Origin of the sequence: Gracilimonas tropica DSM 19535 (assembly GCF_000375425.1) — a bacterium.
Classification (GTDB): Bacteria; Bacteroidota; Rhodothermia; order Balneolales; family Balneolaceae; genus Gracilimonas; species Gracilimonas tropica.
On record NZ_AQXG01000006.1, the window covers coordinates 60,192 to 76,087 of the forward strand.

The 15,896-nt window shown below is 43.2% G+C and carries 13 protein-coding genes, 1 tRNA gene and 1 pseudogene; 7 read left to right on the forward strand and 8 right to left on the reverse strand.

The window, feature by feature from the left end; all coding sequences use genetic code 11:
* Positions 1-335 precede the first annotated feature (335 nt).
* Positions 336-645 (forward strand): annotated as a pseudogene (locus B151_RS20260) (endonuclease domain-containing protein).
* A 302-nt stretch (positions 646-947) separates the two neighbouring features.
* Here B151_RS20260 and mdh read toward each other — a convergent pair.
* Both mdh and B151_RS0110885 read right to left on the reverse strand, forming a co-directional pair.
* Positions 948-1,904 carry a malate dehydrogenase gene (gene mdh, locus B151_RS0110880; protein ID WP_020403662.1) on the reverse strand — a complete coding sequence of 319 codons (957 nt, stop codon included), beginning with the start codon at positions 1,902-1,904 and terminating at the stop codon, positions 948-950.
* 245 nt (positions 1,905-2,149) lie between these two features.
* Positions 2,150-3,103, reverse strand: coding sequence for a YpdA family putative bacillithiol disulfide reductase (locus B151_RS0110885; protein ID WP_020403663.1), 954 nt, complete (start codon positions 3,101-3,103; stop codon positions 2,150-2,152).
* A 160-nt stretch (positions 3,104-3,263) separates the two neighbouring features.
* Here B151_RS0110885 and B151_RS0110890 point away from each other — a divergent pair, with 160 nt between their 5' ends.
* Entirely contained in the window at positions 3,264-4,025 is a 762-nt protein-coding gene (locus B151_RS0110890) for a DUF481 domain-containing protein (protein ID WP_020403664.1), read from the forward strand.
* 253 nt (positions 4,026-4,278) lie between these two features.
* Here the strand turns inward: B151_RS0110890 and B151_RS0110895 are convergent, their stop codons facing one another.
* On the reverse strand, positions 4,279-5,247 hold the full coding sequence (locus B151_RS0110895; protein ID WP_020403665.1) for a YheT family hydrolase: 969 nt from the start codon (positions 5,245-5,247) through the stop codon (positions 4,279-4,281).
* A 96-nt stretch (positions 5,248-5,343) separates the two neighbouring features.
* On the opposite strand from B151_RS0110895, the gene B151_RS0110900 reads away from it, so the two are divergent.
* A complete protein-coding gene (locus B151_RS0110900; protein WP_020403666.1) occupies positions 5,344-6,105 on the forward strand; it encodes a lysophospholipid acyltransferase family protein in 762 nt (253 codons plus the stop codon).
* Here the strand turns inward: B151_RS0110900 and B151_RS0110905 are convergent.
* Together B151_RS0110905 and B151_RS0110910 are read right to left on the reverse strand one after the other, a co-directional pair.
* On the reverse strand, positions 6,090-6,341 hold the full coding sequence (locus tag B151_RS0110905; protein WP_020403667.1) for a hypothetical protein: 252 nt from the start codon (positions 6,339-6,341) through the stop codon (positions 6,090-6,092). The two genes, B151_RS0110900 and B151_RS0110905, sit on opposite strands and share 16 nt — an antisense overlap.
* A 346-nt stretch (positions 6,342-6,687) precedes the next feature.
* The gene (locus tag B151_RS0110910) at positions 6,688-7,821 is read right to left on the reverse strand and encodes a 6-bladed beta-propeller (protein WP_040516936.1); all 1,134 of its coding nucleotides are present in this window, start codon (positions 7,819-7,821) and stop codon (positions 6,688-6,690) included.
* A 338-nt stretch (positions 7,822-8,159) separates the two neighbouring features.
* On the opposite strand from B151_RS0110910, the gene B151_RS0110915 reads away from it, so the two are divergent.
* Positions 8,160-9,458 (forward strand): hypothetical protein, encoded by a 1,299-nt coding sequence (locus B151_RS0110915; RefSeq protein WP_020403669.1) that lies wholly within the window; start codon positions 8,160-8,162, stop codon positions 9,456-9,458.
* Between the two features lie 65 nt (positions 9,459-9,523).
* Here B151_RS0110915 and B151_RS0110920 read toward each other — a convergent pair.
* Positions 9,524-9,598 (reverse strand) — tRNA-Val (locus tag B151_RS0110920).
* A 157-nt stretch (positions 9,599-9,755) separates the two neighbouring features.
* Between B151_RS0110920 and B151_RS0110925 the strand changes: the two genes are divergently transcribed.
* From B151_RS0110925 to fadJ, 3 genes are all read left to right on the forward strand, one after another.
* On the forward strand, positions 9,756-11,060 hold the full coding sequence (locus B151_RS0110925; protein ID WP_020403670.1) for an acetyl-CoA C-acyltransferase: 1,305 nt from the start codon (positions 9,756-9,758) through the stop codon (positions 11,058-11,060).
* Between the two features lie 279 nt (positions 11,061-11,339).
* Entirely contained in the window at positions 11,340-11,720 is a 381-nt protein-coding gene (locus tag B151_RS18560; RefSeq protein ID WP_157470937.1) for an endonuclease domain-containing protein, read from the forward strand.
* 250 nt (positions 11,721-11,970) lie between these two features.
* Positions 11,971-14,085 carry a fatty acid oxidation complex subunit alpha FadJ gene (gene fadJ, locus B151_RS0110940; RefSeq protein ID WP_020403673.1) on the forward strand — a complete coding sequence of 705 codons (2,115 nt, stop codon included), beginning with the start codon at positions 11,971-11,973 and terminating at the stop codon, positions 14,083-14,085.
* Positions 14,086-14,351: 266 nt separating this feature from the next.
* Here the strand turns inward: fadJ and B151_RS18565 are convergent, their stop codons facing one another.
* Positions 14,352-15,047: an OmpA/MotB family protein gene (locus tag B151_RS18565; protein ID WP_020403674.1), complete on the reverse strand. Its 696-nt coding sequence runs from the start codon at positions 15,045-15,047 to the stop codon at positions 14,352-14,354.
* 1 nt (position 15,048) lies between these two features.
* The gene (locus B151_RS18570; protein WP_020403675.1) at positions 15,049-15,885 is read right to left on the reverse strand and encodes a motility protein A; all 837 of its coding nucleotides are present in this window, start codon (positions 15,883-15,885) and stop codon (positions 15,049-15,051) included.
* Between the last annotated feature and the right edge of the window lie 11 nt (positions 15,886-15,896).

Consider the following 15,896-nt stretch of genomic DNA (forward strand, 5'->3'; position numbering starts at 1 on the left):
TCTGCCAGAGTTCGCATTCGCTCACTCCGGCACCTCCCTCGAGGGAGGACTATTCTTGCTGATTGATGATGATACTGCCATTTCAAGCTTATGTCTAAAATTCAACCAAGAACAAATTCTCCCCTTGAGGGGAGACCAAACCAAGCGGCTGTTCCCGCTTGGTTTGTGAGGGGTGTTGGTGCCAGGGGCATCAAAATTTTCACCTGCCAGAAATTTTTTTATAAGGAATGACTTCCAAGAAGCCCTAAATAAGAAAAAGAGCTACTATGAGCCGAAATAAGATCATTCCATATCATCGAAGTATGAAAACCATTGCCAGAAAACTTCGCAAAAATATGACCCTATCCGAAGTTTTGCTATGGCAGCAGGTTCGAAAAAAAACTTGGAGTTCAATTTCATCGCCAAGTGCCCATGCTTACTTTTGTCGTAGATTTCTATTGCCATGAGTTGATTCTTGCTTTGGAGATAGACGGTATCAGTCACGACAATCCCCAAAATAAAGCCTCTGATGAAAAGCGGCAGGAGCTCCTTGAATCCCACGGAGTTAAATTTATTCGAATTCCAGATAAAGAGGTGAAGCGGAATTTGGATGGAGTGATGCGGTATTTGGAAATGAAAGTGATGGGGTTGCAAGAGCAAGCATAATAGCCCCAAATAACACCCTCCGCCTCCTATTCAGTCGGCACCTCCCTCAAGGGAGGACTATTCTTGCTGATTGTTGATTATAGAGCCATTACAAGCTTATATCTAGAATTTAACCAAGAACAATTCTCCCCTTGAGGGGAGATCAATGCAAAAAAGTGGTTCCTTTTTTGAATTTCGTGGGGTGTTGGTGCCAAGGGCAACTAAGTTTAAAAACTTTATTTCAAAAAAAAATCCCTCACGCGAACGAATTCACGTGAGGGATTAATGCAAGTAGTGAAGACCTTAGTCCTCTTTATTTGTGTTTACTTGTTCATTAGTTCTCTGAATTCAGTCAAAGTACCGCGAACGGCTTTGGCTGATTCATCCAGAAGTTGCTGTTCTTTTTCGTTTAATTCAACCTCAATTACTTCTTTTACGCCACCGGTTCCCAATTTAACAGGAACGCCGATATAGAGGTCATCAATTCCATACTCACCGTCGATGTGGGCACATACCGGGAAAATGCGGTTTTGGTCGAGCAGAATAGCTTCCACCATTTGAGCGGCTGCCGCTCCTGGAGCGTACCATGCAGATGTTCCCATCAAGCCAACGATCTCACCGCCGCCTTTCTTGGCGCGCTCAACGATCTCGTTCAATCGTTCTTCTTTGATGAAGTGCGTGATCGGCATTCCACCTAAAGTTGTGAAACGTGGCAGTGGAACCATGGTGTCACCATGACCACCCATTAATAACGCCTGAATGTCTTTTGGTGATACATCCAACTCATCCGCGATAAAGGCACGGTAGCGGGCAGTATCGAGGATTCCGGCCATTCCCATTACTTTTTCATAAGGCAGTCCGCTGGCCTCTTTAGCTACCTGAACCATTACGTCCAGTGGATTGGAAACTACGATGATGATGGTTTCCGGAGAATGCTTGGCAAGCTCTTTACTGACGCTACTTACGATGTTAGCGTTGATCTCGAGCAAATCGTCACGGCTCATTCCCGGGCGACGTGGAACACCGGCAGTAATTACACAAACATCAGATCCGGCCGTGTCGGCGTAATCCACCGTTCCTTTGATACGCGTGTCAAATAGATGAACCGGGGCCGACTCCCACTGATCCAGTCCGCGACCTTTGGAAGGATAAAAGGTTTTGTCGCCGTCCTTCTTTTCAATATCTACGGCTACAATTTCTTTGCAAATATCGCGCTGGGCGAGTACGTCAACTACGGTTGAGCCAACGTTCCCACCGGCTCCAACAACTGTTACTTTCATGTTTATCTGTTTTTGATGTTCGGTTTATAATTTAAAATATCTTTGCTTCGTGAACTTCTTATAAAGATAAGAAAACGAAGACGATGATTCAGAGTTCCGCGTTTTGATTTTCAGAGATTAACGTACCGAGAAAAAGCAACCCTTCCAGGGTTACATCGAGCCCTAAGCCTCGTTACGAAGGTCCTCCTTCGTAACGCAGTCCCGGAAGCTCCAGCTTCCTGTTCTAAATAGAGGGCCAAAATACCTTATAAATTCTCCGCTATATGGCTGGCAATCTGTTCAGCGTGCACACGTGAATTCTCGATAAACAAACGGCTTGTGTCCATACCGCCGCACACTACACCGGCTACGTAAACGCCTTTTCTTTTGGTCTCTAAGCTATCTTCATCATAGACGGGCATGCACTTTTCATCATCAGTGAGTTCAACACCCAACGACTCCATCAGGTCATAATTCGGATGATAACCGGTCATCGCCAACACAAAATCATTTTCCAATGTCACTTCACCTTCCGGCGTGCTGATCACCACTTCCTTCTCGCGGATCTCTTTCACTTCAGAATTAAAATAAGCCGGGATCTCGCCATTTTTGATCCGGTTCTCGATATCCGGTTTCACCCAATATTTAACCGATTCCTTGATGCCGTCATATTTCAACAGCATCGTGACCTCAGCGCCGCTTCTCCAGGTTTCGAGGGCTACATCCACCCCGGAATTCCCCCCTCCGATCACCAGCACTTTCTGCCAGGCGTAGGGATGCGGCTCATCATAATAATGCTTCACTTTGGGGAGATCTTCTCCGGGCACGCCCATCATATTCGCCTGACCGTAGAATCCTGTTGCTACGATCACTTTCTCTGCTTTATACACATCTTTATCGGTGGTAACCGTAAAGTTTCCATCTTCGCCTTCCATGGATGTCACCGTTTCATACAAGCTGATCGGCAATTCATAATGCTCTGCCACCCGCCGGTAATATTCCAAAGCTTCGGCTCGCGTTGGTTTTGAGCCGTGCGAAATAAAAGGCACGTTCCCGATCTCCAGCTTATCGGATGTTGAAAAGAAGGTCATGTTGGTGGGATAGTTGAACAGCGAATTCACCAAGCAACCGCGTTCAATAATTTTGAAGTCAATATTTTTCTCTTGAAGGGCAATTCCGGTGGCAAGTCCAATGGGACCTGCACCAATAATAATAACCATGTGATGTTCTTATTTTATGGATTTGAGTGAATGAAAACTTAACAACCCAAAGATACGAATCGTTTGAGTGATAGGACAATTTCACCCAATGAACGATTTCGGAACAAGATGGGATAATGTACCTTTGAACCTTTCAACCAACTCAAGTACACATAGTTTTATGATTCGTTGTTTCTCCTTCTTTTTTGTGATGACCCTTTTTACCACCACCCTAAACGCCCAACTCTTAAATGTGGAAAGCGTCCGCACCACCGAAGATTCTGCGGGATGGCATGGCGAGCTCGAATTCGATCTTTCCCTGAATGGCTACAACGAAAGAGTGCTCGAGTTCACCAACGAATCCAATCTTTCATACTTCTCCAAAAAGCATGCGTACATGCTGCTCAACAACCTGAATTTTGTGAATATTGATGGCAATTCGCTCATCAGCAGCGGGTACATTCACTTGCGTTCTACATTTTTGCGGAAGGGGAAATGGTCGCCCGAAGTATTCACCCAATATCAGTACAATAACAACTTGGGATTAAATAACCGCGCTTTGGGCGGAGCCGGAATTAAATATCGGTTTTATCGCGGGGAGAAATGGCAGGCAAGTGTTTCCACTGCACTGATGTATGAATTTGAAGAATGGCAGCTGGCGAATCAACCTTCCATTGAGAATGAATTTGTTAAAAGTACCAGTAACGTTTCTCTGCGGGGTAAACTCAGCAATTCGGCCACTTTTCTTTTAGTGGGATATTATCAGGCCCGGCCCAATCAGTTTCTCAAAGCGCGTTCTATTCTGGAGTGGGAGATAGAAATGGATATCACCAAGAGGATTGCGTTGAGTATCAGTTTTATTATGTCTTATGATGCCCAACCGATCATTGACATCCCAAATCTCACTTATGCGTTGAGTAATGGGTTGGTGATCGAGTTATAAAATCCCCGAATATCTAATAAATTGTCATCCCGAGTCGGCGAAATTTCGCTAAGGTTTGATCTGCTTTACGCGAGGGATCTCATCGTTCAATACGATTTACCGGTTCAAACCTTGAGATCCATCGCGTTTACTATACCATATCGAATACAACCTACGGGGCGCTCTGGATGACAACTTTTGAGGCTATTCAATAAAACCAATCCTTTGCTAAATCTCTCCCACACTGATTTATATTTATTCTCGAATGAAAAAACTAATCTGTTTTAAACCACTGCAAAATCACCCGGTACAACCAGCCCGGCGGGTTACTCAAAAAACCTACATGTCCGCCTTCATTCGTAAAGCAAGTTTGAATTTTCGCATTTTCGGTTAAGTCATCAAAAGGAGCAAATTCAATAGGGCATAGTGTATCAGCTTTACTGTGAATTACCAGCAGCGGCACGTTCACATCCCCATAAAAGTGTTTGCTGGAGCATTGATGATAATAGTCATCAGCGCCGGTGAAACCATGCAGTTTTGCGGTAACCTGATCATCAAATTCATAAATAGAATTCCCCTGATAAACAGGCAGGTCAGGAAAGCGTTCACGCTTTTTTTCCAGTTTCTCGACCAGTGTTTTCAAAAACCGATATTCATACAAGCGATTGATTCCCTGCTGCATCCGAATGGAACCTTCCTTCAGATCGTAAGGCGGAGAAACCGCCACCGCTTTATGCACCCTGCTCTGCCGGCCTTCTTCCCCCAGATATTTCACCAGCGCATTGGCACCCAAAGAATAGCCCACCGCATAGATCTCTTTTTTTGGAAAATTGGATTCCATCCATCTGAAAACTGTTCGGTAATCGTCGGTGGCACCGGAATGATAAAACCGGCGCTGATCGTTGAGCCGACTGCCACATCCCCGAAAATTTACGGCCACCGAAGAAAACTCATGGCGCTTCAATTCACGCATCAGGTTGGCCATGTAATGCCGGTCCGTAGAGCCTTCGAGACCATGAAACAACGCCACCACCGGTTTGTTGGAATTGGTCTCACACACATCAATTTCAAGAAAATCTTCATCCGGGGTGTCGATCTCTATTCGCTCGAAATCCGGTTTCCATGCTTTAGAAAACTGAGAGGCAATAACAGTATGCATGTGCGTGTTCCAGGCCCACCAAACGGAATTGAATTCCTCTAAGGTGATTTCCGGCGTTTTTTCTGAAGCAGATACGGTTTTCATGATCCGCAAAATTATACACTTTCGAGCATTCTTTCCATTTCTGATTTTCAGTCGACCCGCGGTTCTGCTATATTCGGCTCAAAAATAAATCGATACATGGCAACCTCACTCACTCCCATTGAATACCTGCGCAGTGTTTTGGCGATTCTCGTTTTCTTTGTGATGTTTGCCATCTCAACCCCAATGATCGCCATCTTGCTGCTGCTCAGCTTTGGCAAGGCCACTAATTTCATTGTTGAAAATTTTGGGCCATTTATCGCCTATCCTGTGCTTTGGACTCTCGGCATCAAGTTTAACATCATTCAGCATGGCGAACCTGTTGAACCGCCGGTTATTTACACCATCAATCACAGTTCTACGCTGGATCTGGTTACCATGATCGCGCTTGGTTTACCGCACATTCGTTTTGTGGCCAAGTGGGAGCTACAATACAATCCGCTTTTTTTTATTGTGGGAAGGCTCACGGGACAGGTTTTCATTCAGCGAAAAAAAAGTGAGAAGGCCATCCGGAAGCTGCAAAATACCTATGACCGCCTCGAGCGTGATAAACTGTCCATTATGGTGGCTCCGGAAGGGTCTCGCAAGCACCCGGGAGTGATTGGCCCCTTCAAAAAAGGAGCTTTTCATATGGCCATCGACCTCGGTTTTCCCCTGGTGCCCATCTATTTTGAAGGCAACCAAGAGTTGAGCCTGGGCGGCTCCCTCCTATCCAAAAGCGGAACCATCAATGCGCACATTCACCCGCCGATCGATACCTCAAACTGGAAAAAAGAAACCATCGACGACCACATCAGCGAAGTCCGAAAGAAATACCTTGAATGGGCCGGCGTCGAAGAAGACGATCACTTATCGCGATAAAAGTAGATCTTTTTGTTATCGGCATCACGACGGCTTTTTACCTTGATGTCATTTTTCTTCCCAAACTGATACACTGCCGTTCGCATCGAATTAATGTTCTTCTCGTTGCTGTAACTCACCTCAACCGCTTGTCCGCCGGGCTTTAATTTTTCAATCGCATCTAATAAAGGCTTAAACTTTGAAGTTCTTTTCTTAGACGACTTTACATTCGAACGTTTTACAAATTTAATATCCATGTCTTTACTTTTTTATTAATAATAGCCAACAAAAATGAATATAATTATTAATTATGACTTTTAGTTTAAAATATTACATCTCTATTATTTGATCTTCTATATTTATTTTTCAAACCTTCATTAAATTATTCAATTAACCTGAAATTTTTTCTACGATATTCTCTTTTGAAGCATCCTTTTGAAACCTGCATATATGCTTTTTAAAGCAACTAAATCTGAATTTCGAGCATAGATATAGAGTAGCGCAGATTTCCGGATTCGCATGTTCTTAATCTTCAGGCAATTAATACTATCGACTCTGGAGAGTCGATTTACAGCTCCCATTGAATTTTTAATTGAGCTCAGGTCAATCTTCATCAAAACGATAACGCAGGATCTCATCCGAATACCCGCGGGAATTGTATCGCCTTACATAAACTCTGTGATCCTTGATAAGCAGTATGGTTTCCATTCTTGGCAGATCAAAAGTATAAAGCGGTGACCCGGAATCATCCAATACATACCACCGAAACTGATCCGGTTGTGCGATGATGGTTGCCACCCAAATCCGGCCTTCATCGTCTGTAAGAAAATGATCGACGGCCGGCCAGGTAGCGGGCAAAGTAGCCGCGCGAATGGCCCGTCGATAATACACATTGGTGTAGGAATCCACGACATCCTGTTTGTTCAGCGGCCGTTTTTCCATGGGATAGTACCGGGCTTCCTGAAATTTGGCATCCTGATTCAATTTGCGAACCAAAAAGTCGGAGGTATTCAGAACATAAATCGAAGCATCAGCACCTGTTTTGATTAGGGTTTCCGGAGCATAGGGTAATTCCATGATCACGGTGGTCGTCATGGTGTCATCCACGTACAGACTCTTACCTTTGAATCGGAACAGCGGTTCCCCGATCAACTTTCCTTCCTTTCCCACTTTCACATATAGCTCCTGCTGATCTTGCGGACTTTTGGTGATCCGAAATCCTACCATTACAGCGTTTTCAGAAAGCAGCTCGAACGTAAAAGGAATGGCCGTTTGGATTGAATCTGCTGAAAAAAGATGAGCGGCATTGAGGTTAATAGCGCCTTCCACCTCAAGATCATTCAGGCGAAACAGGTTAAGCTGCTGCAGGTCTTTATCGAAAACATATAAAAATTGTGCATCCGTTTGAAGTTGTACCGGGTTTTGAAATTCACCCGGATCGCTCCCGCTTCGGCCCAGGCTCCTCAGGTGCTCACCCTGCCTTGAAAATACTTCGATCCGTGCCCTATGATTATTGATAACAAAAAACCGGCCTTCGGCATCTGCCGTGACATCTCCAATGTTATTGAACGTCTCATACGAACCGATAGAAAAGCCCGGATCTTTGGTAAGCTGAAGTTTTTTTGCACCCCCCAATTCGAAGACCTCAGCCTTCTCCTTGAGCTCGGAAAACGGGTCTTCAGTACTGCACCCCACAAGGACACAAATCCCTAAAATTATAGCGCTTATTTTTTTCATTGGAGGAATGTAGGGAATTGTGGGATGGATATTAATGGAACTTAGTTTAAGGCTTTATTTATTTGCTATAGACTTTTACTTCAAGTATATATGGGTAAGAAATAAATCTTCGGAATGACTCATTTTTGATCATTTCTCTAAAACAAAAAGAGTTTTCCACCATGAACGGACGAACGTTATCTGATTCACGGACTACTAATAACTGATTTTTTTTATTTGTCCTATGACTTACTAAACTATAAATATTAGTGGTAGAAATTACCCTAAGTTAATCGCCCTTTAGTATTCTCTTAGAGAACAAAGAAATGATTGAAAAATGAAGTAATCAGTATAGCTCTATGTATTTAGATCCATATGATATAGTACAGGAATTTAATGAGAAAGGAACATTCCAGATTGAATGCACTGAAATAACTTTAAAGCAACTGGGAAATAATAAAAACCCACAGTGTTACTCGGGAAAAGGAATAATATGCCTAAATAAGGATAAAAAGTTTGAACTTATTTGCTTTCCTTCAAATGAGAAAGCGACTCCATTTATGGATAAGATCAAAAGAGGGAAAATATTAAAGCCATATAGAATCATAAAAAAAAATTTCTATTTCAGGTTAGATGCAAAAGACGCAGCAGGTAATATCTATTTTTCAAAACAAGTTGATGTAAGTGGAGATGAAGGAAGGAATGGTGTGGTTGTAAAAGGGGAGTTTGAAAGGCTATACTGCAATAATTTATTTAGCAGTGAAAATGGAATATCATTTCAACTTAAAAACAGACTAAAACTAACAACGAATTACCAGCACACATATCATGATGGAGAGCAAAATTATTTGTCTACAAGATTTCTTATCTATGGCTTAGAATATATTTTCTATGAAAAAAATGGAAGATATCAGGTTGATATTTTGGTAAGAGACAAAAGATTTCGATATGATTTTACAGAAATCGATTTTTTTCTGGATGTCATACGGATAATTACCTCAACCAATATTCATTTCTCTATAGTTGATCTTACATCAAATGATGAGAGCTATATAATGATCAAGTCTGATAGTACTTCTGTTAAATATTCTTCGCTAATGAAACCACCCATTCTAGCAAATCATAAAACCGATATTAGTTCATTATCCGATTTTATGTCACAGCTAATTTTATTTCAACGAACTAGAAAAGACTATAGAATAAATCAAATTTTGAATAGGTGTATCCATACATCTGTATCGTCAGTTCATGCTTATGCTACTGTAATAAGTTTAGGTGTTGAAGAGCTTATTAGTATTTATTTCTTAAATAATTTTAGTCCATCACCAAGCTATATTGAAAAAATTGAACAAGCCAAAAAGGAGCTAAAAGCAACAAAAATAGATCGATCAATAAAGAACAATATTTATAGTAGCTTAGATTATTATTCAAAACCAAGTGTCCGAAAACTTTTTAGAAAGCTTCACAAAGAAAAAGATTTACCAAAATTATTAACAGATAATTGGCATAGTTTGAGAGGCTACATTGCTCATCCTAGCAGGAGCAACAAAAGTAGTAATGAGTTATTATACTATGCAGATTCAGCTACAACATTATTTTATTGGTTATTAAAAGAAATAATTGGGTACAAAGGATCTCTCACAAAATATGTGTCTTAAAATTATTTTGTTTGCACCACAAATAAAAAAAGCCAGTTAGATCATAGACCTAACTGGCTTTTTTGTGGGCGATGAGGGACTCGAACCCCCGACCCCCTCGGTGTAAACGAGGTGCTCTGAACCAACTGAGCTAATCGCCCGACTTGCTCGAAGGGCGACAAATATAAGAACATTTCAAACACAGACAAAGAAAAATAATCACCTTTATTGATTTATTGGTTAACACTGTTAACTTATCGCCAGATTTTACATTTTACGACTGTTGCATTGTACTGTTTTTGAACCTAATCAAACCCCATGAGTACTTCCAAAGACTATCCAAAAACGGCCGTATTGGTAGACGGCTGCCGCATTCCCTTTCAGCGTTCGGGCACAAACTATAACGACCTGATGGCTTACGACCTCGGGCGCATGGCCATCGAAGGCCTGATCGCACGAAATCCCGTAGATCCCAAAAATATTGACCGCGTGATCATGGGCACGGTAATACAGGAAGTGAAAACCAGCAATGTGGCCCGGGAAAGCGCACTTGGAGCCGGCATCCCCAATTCGGTTCCCGCCTTCACCACCACCATGGCGTGCATCTCTTCCAATCAGGCCCTCGCAAGTGGCGTTGATTTGATTCGAACGGGTCAGGCCAAAATCATTTTAGCAGGCGGAACCGAGACCATGTCAGACATTCCCGTTCGGTTCAAAAAGAAATTCCGGCAAAAAGTATTGGAGGCCCGTAAGTACAAATCTCCCCTCGATTTCCTGAAATTCTTTAAAGGACTTGGCTTCAAAGATTTGCTGCCGGAACTGCCGGCTATCGCTGAATTTTCCACGGGTGAAGTGATGGGCGAAAGTGCCGACCGTATGGCGGCACGTTTTGGGGTGAGCCGGGAAGATCAGGACGAGTATGCCCTGCGCTCGCATCAACTGGCAGCCAAAGCAACCCAAAAAGGATGGCTGGATCAGGAACTCATTCCCGCTAAAATCCCACCCAAATTTGATGTTGTAAAACATGATAACGGCTTCCGGGAGGATACCTCCATCGAAAAGCTCGCAAAACTGCGGCCGGCGTTCATCAAGCCGCATGGTACGGTTACCGCCGGAAATTCGTCTTTCCTCACCGATGGTGCTTCGGCTTCCTTCATCATGGAAGAACAAACCGCCCTCGATTTGGGGCTGAAACCCAAAGCCTACATCCGGGAATACAACTTCGTATCACAGGATCCGGGAGAAGAACTCTTGCTTGGCCCTGCTTATGCCATCCCCAAAGTACTTGACGCCATGAAGCTGTCGCTCAAAGACATGGACGTGATTGAACTGCACGAAGCTTTTGCGGGTCAGGTGCTGTCGGTATTGACAGCTTTGAACTCTGATGAATTTGCGAAAGCATCCTTGAACCGAAATCAAAAGGTAGGCGAGATTCCCATGGAAAAATTAAACACCATGGGTGGCTCCCTATCACTGGGGCACCCCTTTGGAGCCACCGGAGTTCGGTTGGTCACCACAGCCGCAAACAGATTGATTCGCGAAGACGGCGAATTTGCTTTGGTCTCAGCTTGTGCAGCCGGCGGGCAGGGTCACGCGGTTGTACTGGAAAGATATTCGGGATAATTGGATAATTATCAAGGTTCAAATTCCAATTTTCATTTTTTGGTGGCTTTTAATATAGAATCAAACGTTATGAACATTTATCAACATCCCCGACCTCCTCTGTCTCCTCCTTGGCAAGGAGGAGGACGCGTTTATTATATCAATGCTGTGAATTTACTTTTGGACTTTGATCCATCTCGAATAAAGTCCTCTCCTTGTGAAGGAGAGGATTTAGGTGAGGTTGGAGCTAAGGGCTTTGCAACTTGAACCAACTAAATTCTTTTTTAAACCATAGATAAAGTGAGCATTAAAAATCCACGGAAAACCAAACAACTAAGAAGGGAACTTCGTCAAAATATGACTGAAGCTGAGGAGATGCTTTGGGAACGAGTTCGTAATAAAAAGTTATGTGGAGTAAGAGTTAAACGTCAATATGGTTTTGGGCCTTATGTTGTCGATTTCTTCGTCCCAAAAGCTAATTTAGTTATAGAAGTGGATGGCAAAATTCACCTTTCCAAAGAGCAAAAAGTTCGAGATAAAAACAAAGATACTTTTTTGAGAAAGAATTCAATTGAAGTGATAAGAATTAAAAACGAAGAAATTTTTGAAGACATCGATGCTGCTATTGCAAAATTGGAATTCATTATAGGTAAGAGAATAAAACCTTCAACACGTACTTAATCAAACGTTATGAACATTTATCAACATCCCCGACCTCCTCTGTCTCCTCCTTGGCAAGGAGGAGGACGCTTTAGATATATCTCAGATATGAATACGCTTCAGAATTTTAAGCAACCCCGAAAAAGTCCTTTCCTTACCCACGAATGCTCGGGGCAGGTGAGGAGAGGATTTAGGTGAGGTTGGAGCTAAGGGCTTTGCAACACGAACCAGCTGAATTCTTTTTCCGAAAACTTTTAATCAACATAAAACCATGAGCTACTTAAATATCACCCATAAAGAATCCGTCGCTATTCTTACGCTGGATCTTCCCGGCGAGAAAGTGAATAAACTCAATGAAGGCCTAATCGAAGAGTTTTCAGCTTTTTTGGATGAGCTTGAGTCGGATGATAAACTCAAGGGAGCAGTCTTGATCTCGGGGAAGAAGGACAATTTCATTGCGGGAGCGGATATTGACATGTTTCAGGCTCGGGATACGGCCGAAGAAATTGAGCAGCTCAGTAAGAAGGGGCACCGGATCCTGAATCGTATCGCGGATTTCCCTAAACCGATTGCCGTAGCAGTGCATGGGAGCTGCATGGGCGGTGGCTTAGAGTTATCGCTGGCTTGTCATTACCGGGTGTGTTCAGACAGCTCCAAAACCGTTTTTGCACTGCCGGAAGTCAAACTGGGACTTCTCCCCGGAACCGGCGGCACGCAGCGTTTGCCAAGGCTTATTGGACTTCAGAATGCCTTCCCGTATATGCTGACGGGAAAAAATATCTACACTCGTCAGGCTAAAAAAATGGGGATGTTTGATGAGATTACACACAAGGATGCCATCGAAAAAGCAGCCATAAAGGGTGTTCATAAAATTGCAGAAGGGAAGTTTGGAAGAAAAGACAAGCGATCGTTTTTGCATAAGATCCTGGAAGGAAATCCGGTGGGACGAAGCATCATATTTTCTCAGGCTCGAAAGCAAACAGCGGCTCAAACCAAAGGTAATTACCCGGCTCCGCCCAGGATCATCGATGCTGTGGAATATGGATATAAACACGGAATCGGCAAAGGACTGGAGAACGAAACGGTTTTATTTGGCGAACTGGGGGCCACGCAGGAATCCCGCAACCTGGTGAATCTATTTTTTGGGATGAATGCCTCGAAAAAAGTCCCTACGCCTGACCTGGTGAAGCCTGTTAAAAAGATCGGAGTGCTGGGAGCCGGACTGATGGGTTCCGGTATTGCAGATGTAAGTGTGAACAAAGGAGACTACCGGGTGCTGCTCAAAGATCAAACCATTGAAAATGCAGCCAAAGGCGAAAAAGAGATCTGGAAGTCACTGGATGAAAAAGTTAAAAAGCGCATTATCACGGAATTTGAACGGGATCAGACCATGAGTAAAGTCACCGGCGTGGATTCCTATGATGGGTTTGGCTCCATAGATCTGGTTATTGAGGCGGTATTCGAGGATCTGGAACTCAAACGAAATATCGTTCAGCAGATTGAAGCCAACACTGGTGATCACTGCATTTTTGCCTCCAACACTTCTTCCCTGCCTATCTCTGAGATTGCGGAAGGGGCTAAACGACCGGAAAATATCATTGGGATGCACTACTTCTCTCCGGTTCAGAAAATGCCTCTGCTCGAGATCATCGCTACCGAAAAAACAGCCGATTGGGTGATTCAAACGGCTTTTCAGGTTGGAGTAAATCAGGGCAAGAATGTAATTGTGGTGAAAGACGGCCCCGGTTTTTATACTACCCGAATTTTAGCTCCATATATGAATGAGGCTATGAAACTGCTGGAAGAAGGCGCCTCCATTGAGTTCCTGGATAAGATCATGAAAGATTTTGGTTTTCCTGTAGGACCGATGGCATTATTTGATGAAGTAGGTATTGATGTGGGGGCTCATGTGGCAGAAACGATGTCGCCCATGTTTGCCGAAAGAGGAGTGGACACCCAAAACAGGGCACAGGAATTACTCGATGCCGGTTTCAAAGGCCGAAAAAATGGAAAGGGTATGTACTCTTATTCAGAAGGTAAAAAGAAGGAGGTCAACTCAGACATCTACCAATATTTTGGCGGTACCAGCCGCACCAACCCGGATAAGGAAACCGCTCAGCAGCGCATTGCTTTAACGATGATCAATGAAGCGGCGTGGTGCCTGGAAGAAGGGATTTTGAAGTCGCCCGCTGACGGAGACCTTGGAGCTATTCTGGGTTTGGGCTTTCCTCCTTTTTTGGGCGGACCATTTCGCTATATCGATCAAACCGGAGTACAGAATGTGGTGGATAAACTAAATGCATTTACTGAAGAATATGGCCCACGGTTCAAACCGGCACAAATTTTAGTGGATCATGCGAAGCAAGGAAAGATATTTTACCCGTAAACTCAGTTCGAATAAAAAAGCCAATAACGGTCATTTTTGAAATGAGTTCTAATGATGACAGTAAATCGACTCTCCAGAGTCGAAAGCATAAATAACGTGAGTTTGAGATAATATTTCTCATTTGTTATCACTCTGAGTGTATTAAATGTATAATTAAGAACCTGTAGTGTTCCGCGATCCCGAACTCACGTTAACTTAGAATACACACGATTCTGGGGAGATGCGCTACACTGTATCAAAAATCAAATTCCGGATCTCATAAGAAATCAGTAGTAAATTCGTATTACGATCCGTCGGTTTAGTGCACGGTTTTCGATAATATCATTCCCAAGGGAATCGGTATGCGGAACTACGGGCTGCGTATCTGCATAACCGGATGCTTTCAGACGATCTCCTGCAATGCCCTCATCAATAAAATATTTTACGATACCGGATGCCCGCGCCACTGAAAGTTCCCAATTGGATGGAAAACGCTCCGTGCTGATCGGGACATTATCGGTGTGGCCTTCCACATCAACTTTGAACTGATAATACCCGAGTTCATTCATGGCCTCGGTTACCTTGTTGATGATATTCTGTCCGGTGGGCAGTAAATCTGCTTCTCCGGAATTGTAGAACGAACTGCTGTTGAAAAAGAGCTTAATTCCGTCACGATCCAAAATGATATTTACTTGTCCTGCAGCACGTTCTTCAGCCAGCTTTTCGTCCAGATCTTTCTTTACCTCAGCCAGGGGAGTCTGAACATTTTCTTGTTTATTTACTTCTGAGCGCAATCCTTGTTTCATCTGCTCCCACAAGTTAATATCTACGTGAGAAACCGCGATCAACACAGCAAAAAAAGCTAACAACAGGGTGATCATATCACTGTAGGTCAAAAGCCACTCAAGATCTTCCTGATGGATCTCTTCCTCATTAACACCATTGCCGTTTGAATTGCGTCCTAAGCCCCCGTTCTGCTTCACATCAAGCCCCCACTCCTTGCAATTGCAGTTCTTCGTCCGCTTCGAAATCTCTTTGCAGATAGGTCTTCATCTTGTCTTTAATATAGAATGAAGATTTTTTTTCATTGATCAATAACAAGCCCTCTAATATGAAGTACTCCCTGAAACGATTCATTTGAGCCACGTTCTTAATTTTCTCTGCTACGGGATAGAAAATGAACCGAGCCAAAGAGATCCCGTACAGTGTTGTAATTAAAGCAGCTGCTAATCCCGGACCCATGGCCGAAGGATTTTCAAGTTCTCCAAGCATCACGATCAAACCAAAGAGGGTTCCAAACATTCCGAATGATGGAGCCGCGCCTCCCATAGCTCTCAGCACATCAACTACCACCAAATTCCGGTAGTAATGTTCTTCAATATTATTTGATCCAAAATCCCGGACCTCTTCATTGTCGTAATTAGTACTTATAAGTGAAAATAAGAAACCTGTGAGTTCTCCCTGATGCTCTTCTTCCAGATTTGAAAGAGCCTGAACCTTATTTTCACGAATATCCTCGTTCCATTTCAGAATATTTTCAAGATCTTGTTCGAGTACTTTTCCGCTGGTTTTAGACTGGCTGAAAAAATAGAATAGACTAAAAAAAGCTTTGCCTACGTACCTCGGCTGATAGGTTATGAATACGGCATTAAGCACCCCTCCGATCACGATAAAGAAACTGGGAATATTAAGGAACTGATATTCTGACAACATCGGAATGGATTCAATATATGCAGTAGCTCCGGTTACTTCGGTTACACCGAACACCAGGATACTAAGGCTAAATAGTACTCCGAGAATATTTGTTAATGATAACCTCATTATTGATCTCC

What these genes read in the sequence shown, in the direction of transcription:
- fadJ (WP_020403673.1), top strand. Translation starts at nt 11,971, where the DNA reads ATGAGCTACTTAAATATCACCCATAAAGAATCCGTCGCTATTCTTACG.
- B151_RS0110925 (WP_020403670.1), top strand. Translation starts at nt 9,756, where the DNA reads ATGAGTACTTCCAAAGACTATCCAAAAACGGCCGTATTGGTAGACGGC.
- mdh (WP_020403662.1), bottom strand. Translation starts at nt 1,904, where the DNA reads ATGAAAGTAACAGTTGTTGGAGCCGGTGGGAACGTTGGCTCAACCGTA.
- B151_RS18570 (WP_020403675.1), bottom strand. Translation starts at nt 15,885, where the DNA reads ATGAGGTTATCATTAACAAATATTCTCGGAGTACTATTTAGCCTTAGT.
- B151_RS0110910 (WP_040516936.1), bottom strand. Translation starts at nt 7,821, where the DNA reads ATGAAAAAAATAAGCGCTATAATTTTAGGGATTTGTGTCCTTGTGGGG.
- B151_RS0110900 (WP_020403666.1), top strand. Translation starts at nt 5,344, where the DNA reads ATGGCAACCTCACTCACTCCCATTGAATACCTGCGCAGTGTTTTGGCG.
- B151_RS0110895 (WP_020403665.1), bottom strand. Translation starts at nt 5,247, where the DNA reads ATGAAAACCGTATCTGCTTCAGAAAAAACGCCGGAAATCACCTTAGAG.
- B151_RS0110885 (WP_020403663.1), bottom strand. Translation starts at nt 3,103, where the DNA reads ATGGTTATTATTATTGGTGCAGGTCCCATTGGACTTGCCACCGGAATT.
- B151_RS0110905 (WP_020403667.1), bottom strand. Translation starts at nt 6,341, where the DNA reads ATGGATATTAAATTTGTAAAACGTTCGAATGTAAAGTCGTCTAAGAAA.
- B151_RS0110915 (WP_020403669.1), top strand. Translation starts at nt 8,160, where the DNA reads ATGTATTTAGATCCATATGATATAGTACAGGAATTTAATGAGAAAGGA.
- B151_RS0110890 (WP_020403664.1), top strand. Translation starts at nt 3,264, where the DNA reads ATGATTCGTTGTTTCTCCTTCTTTTTTGTGATGACCCTTTTTACCACC.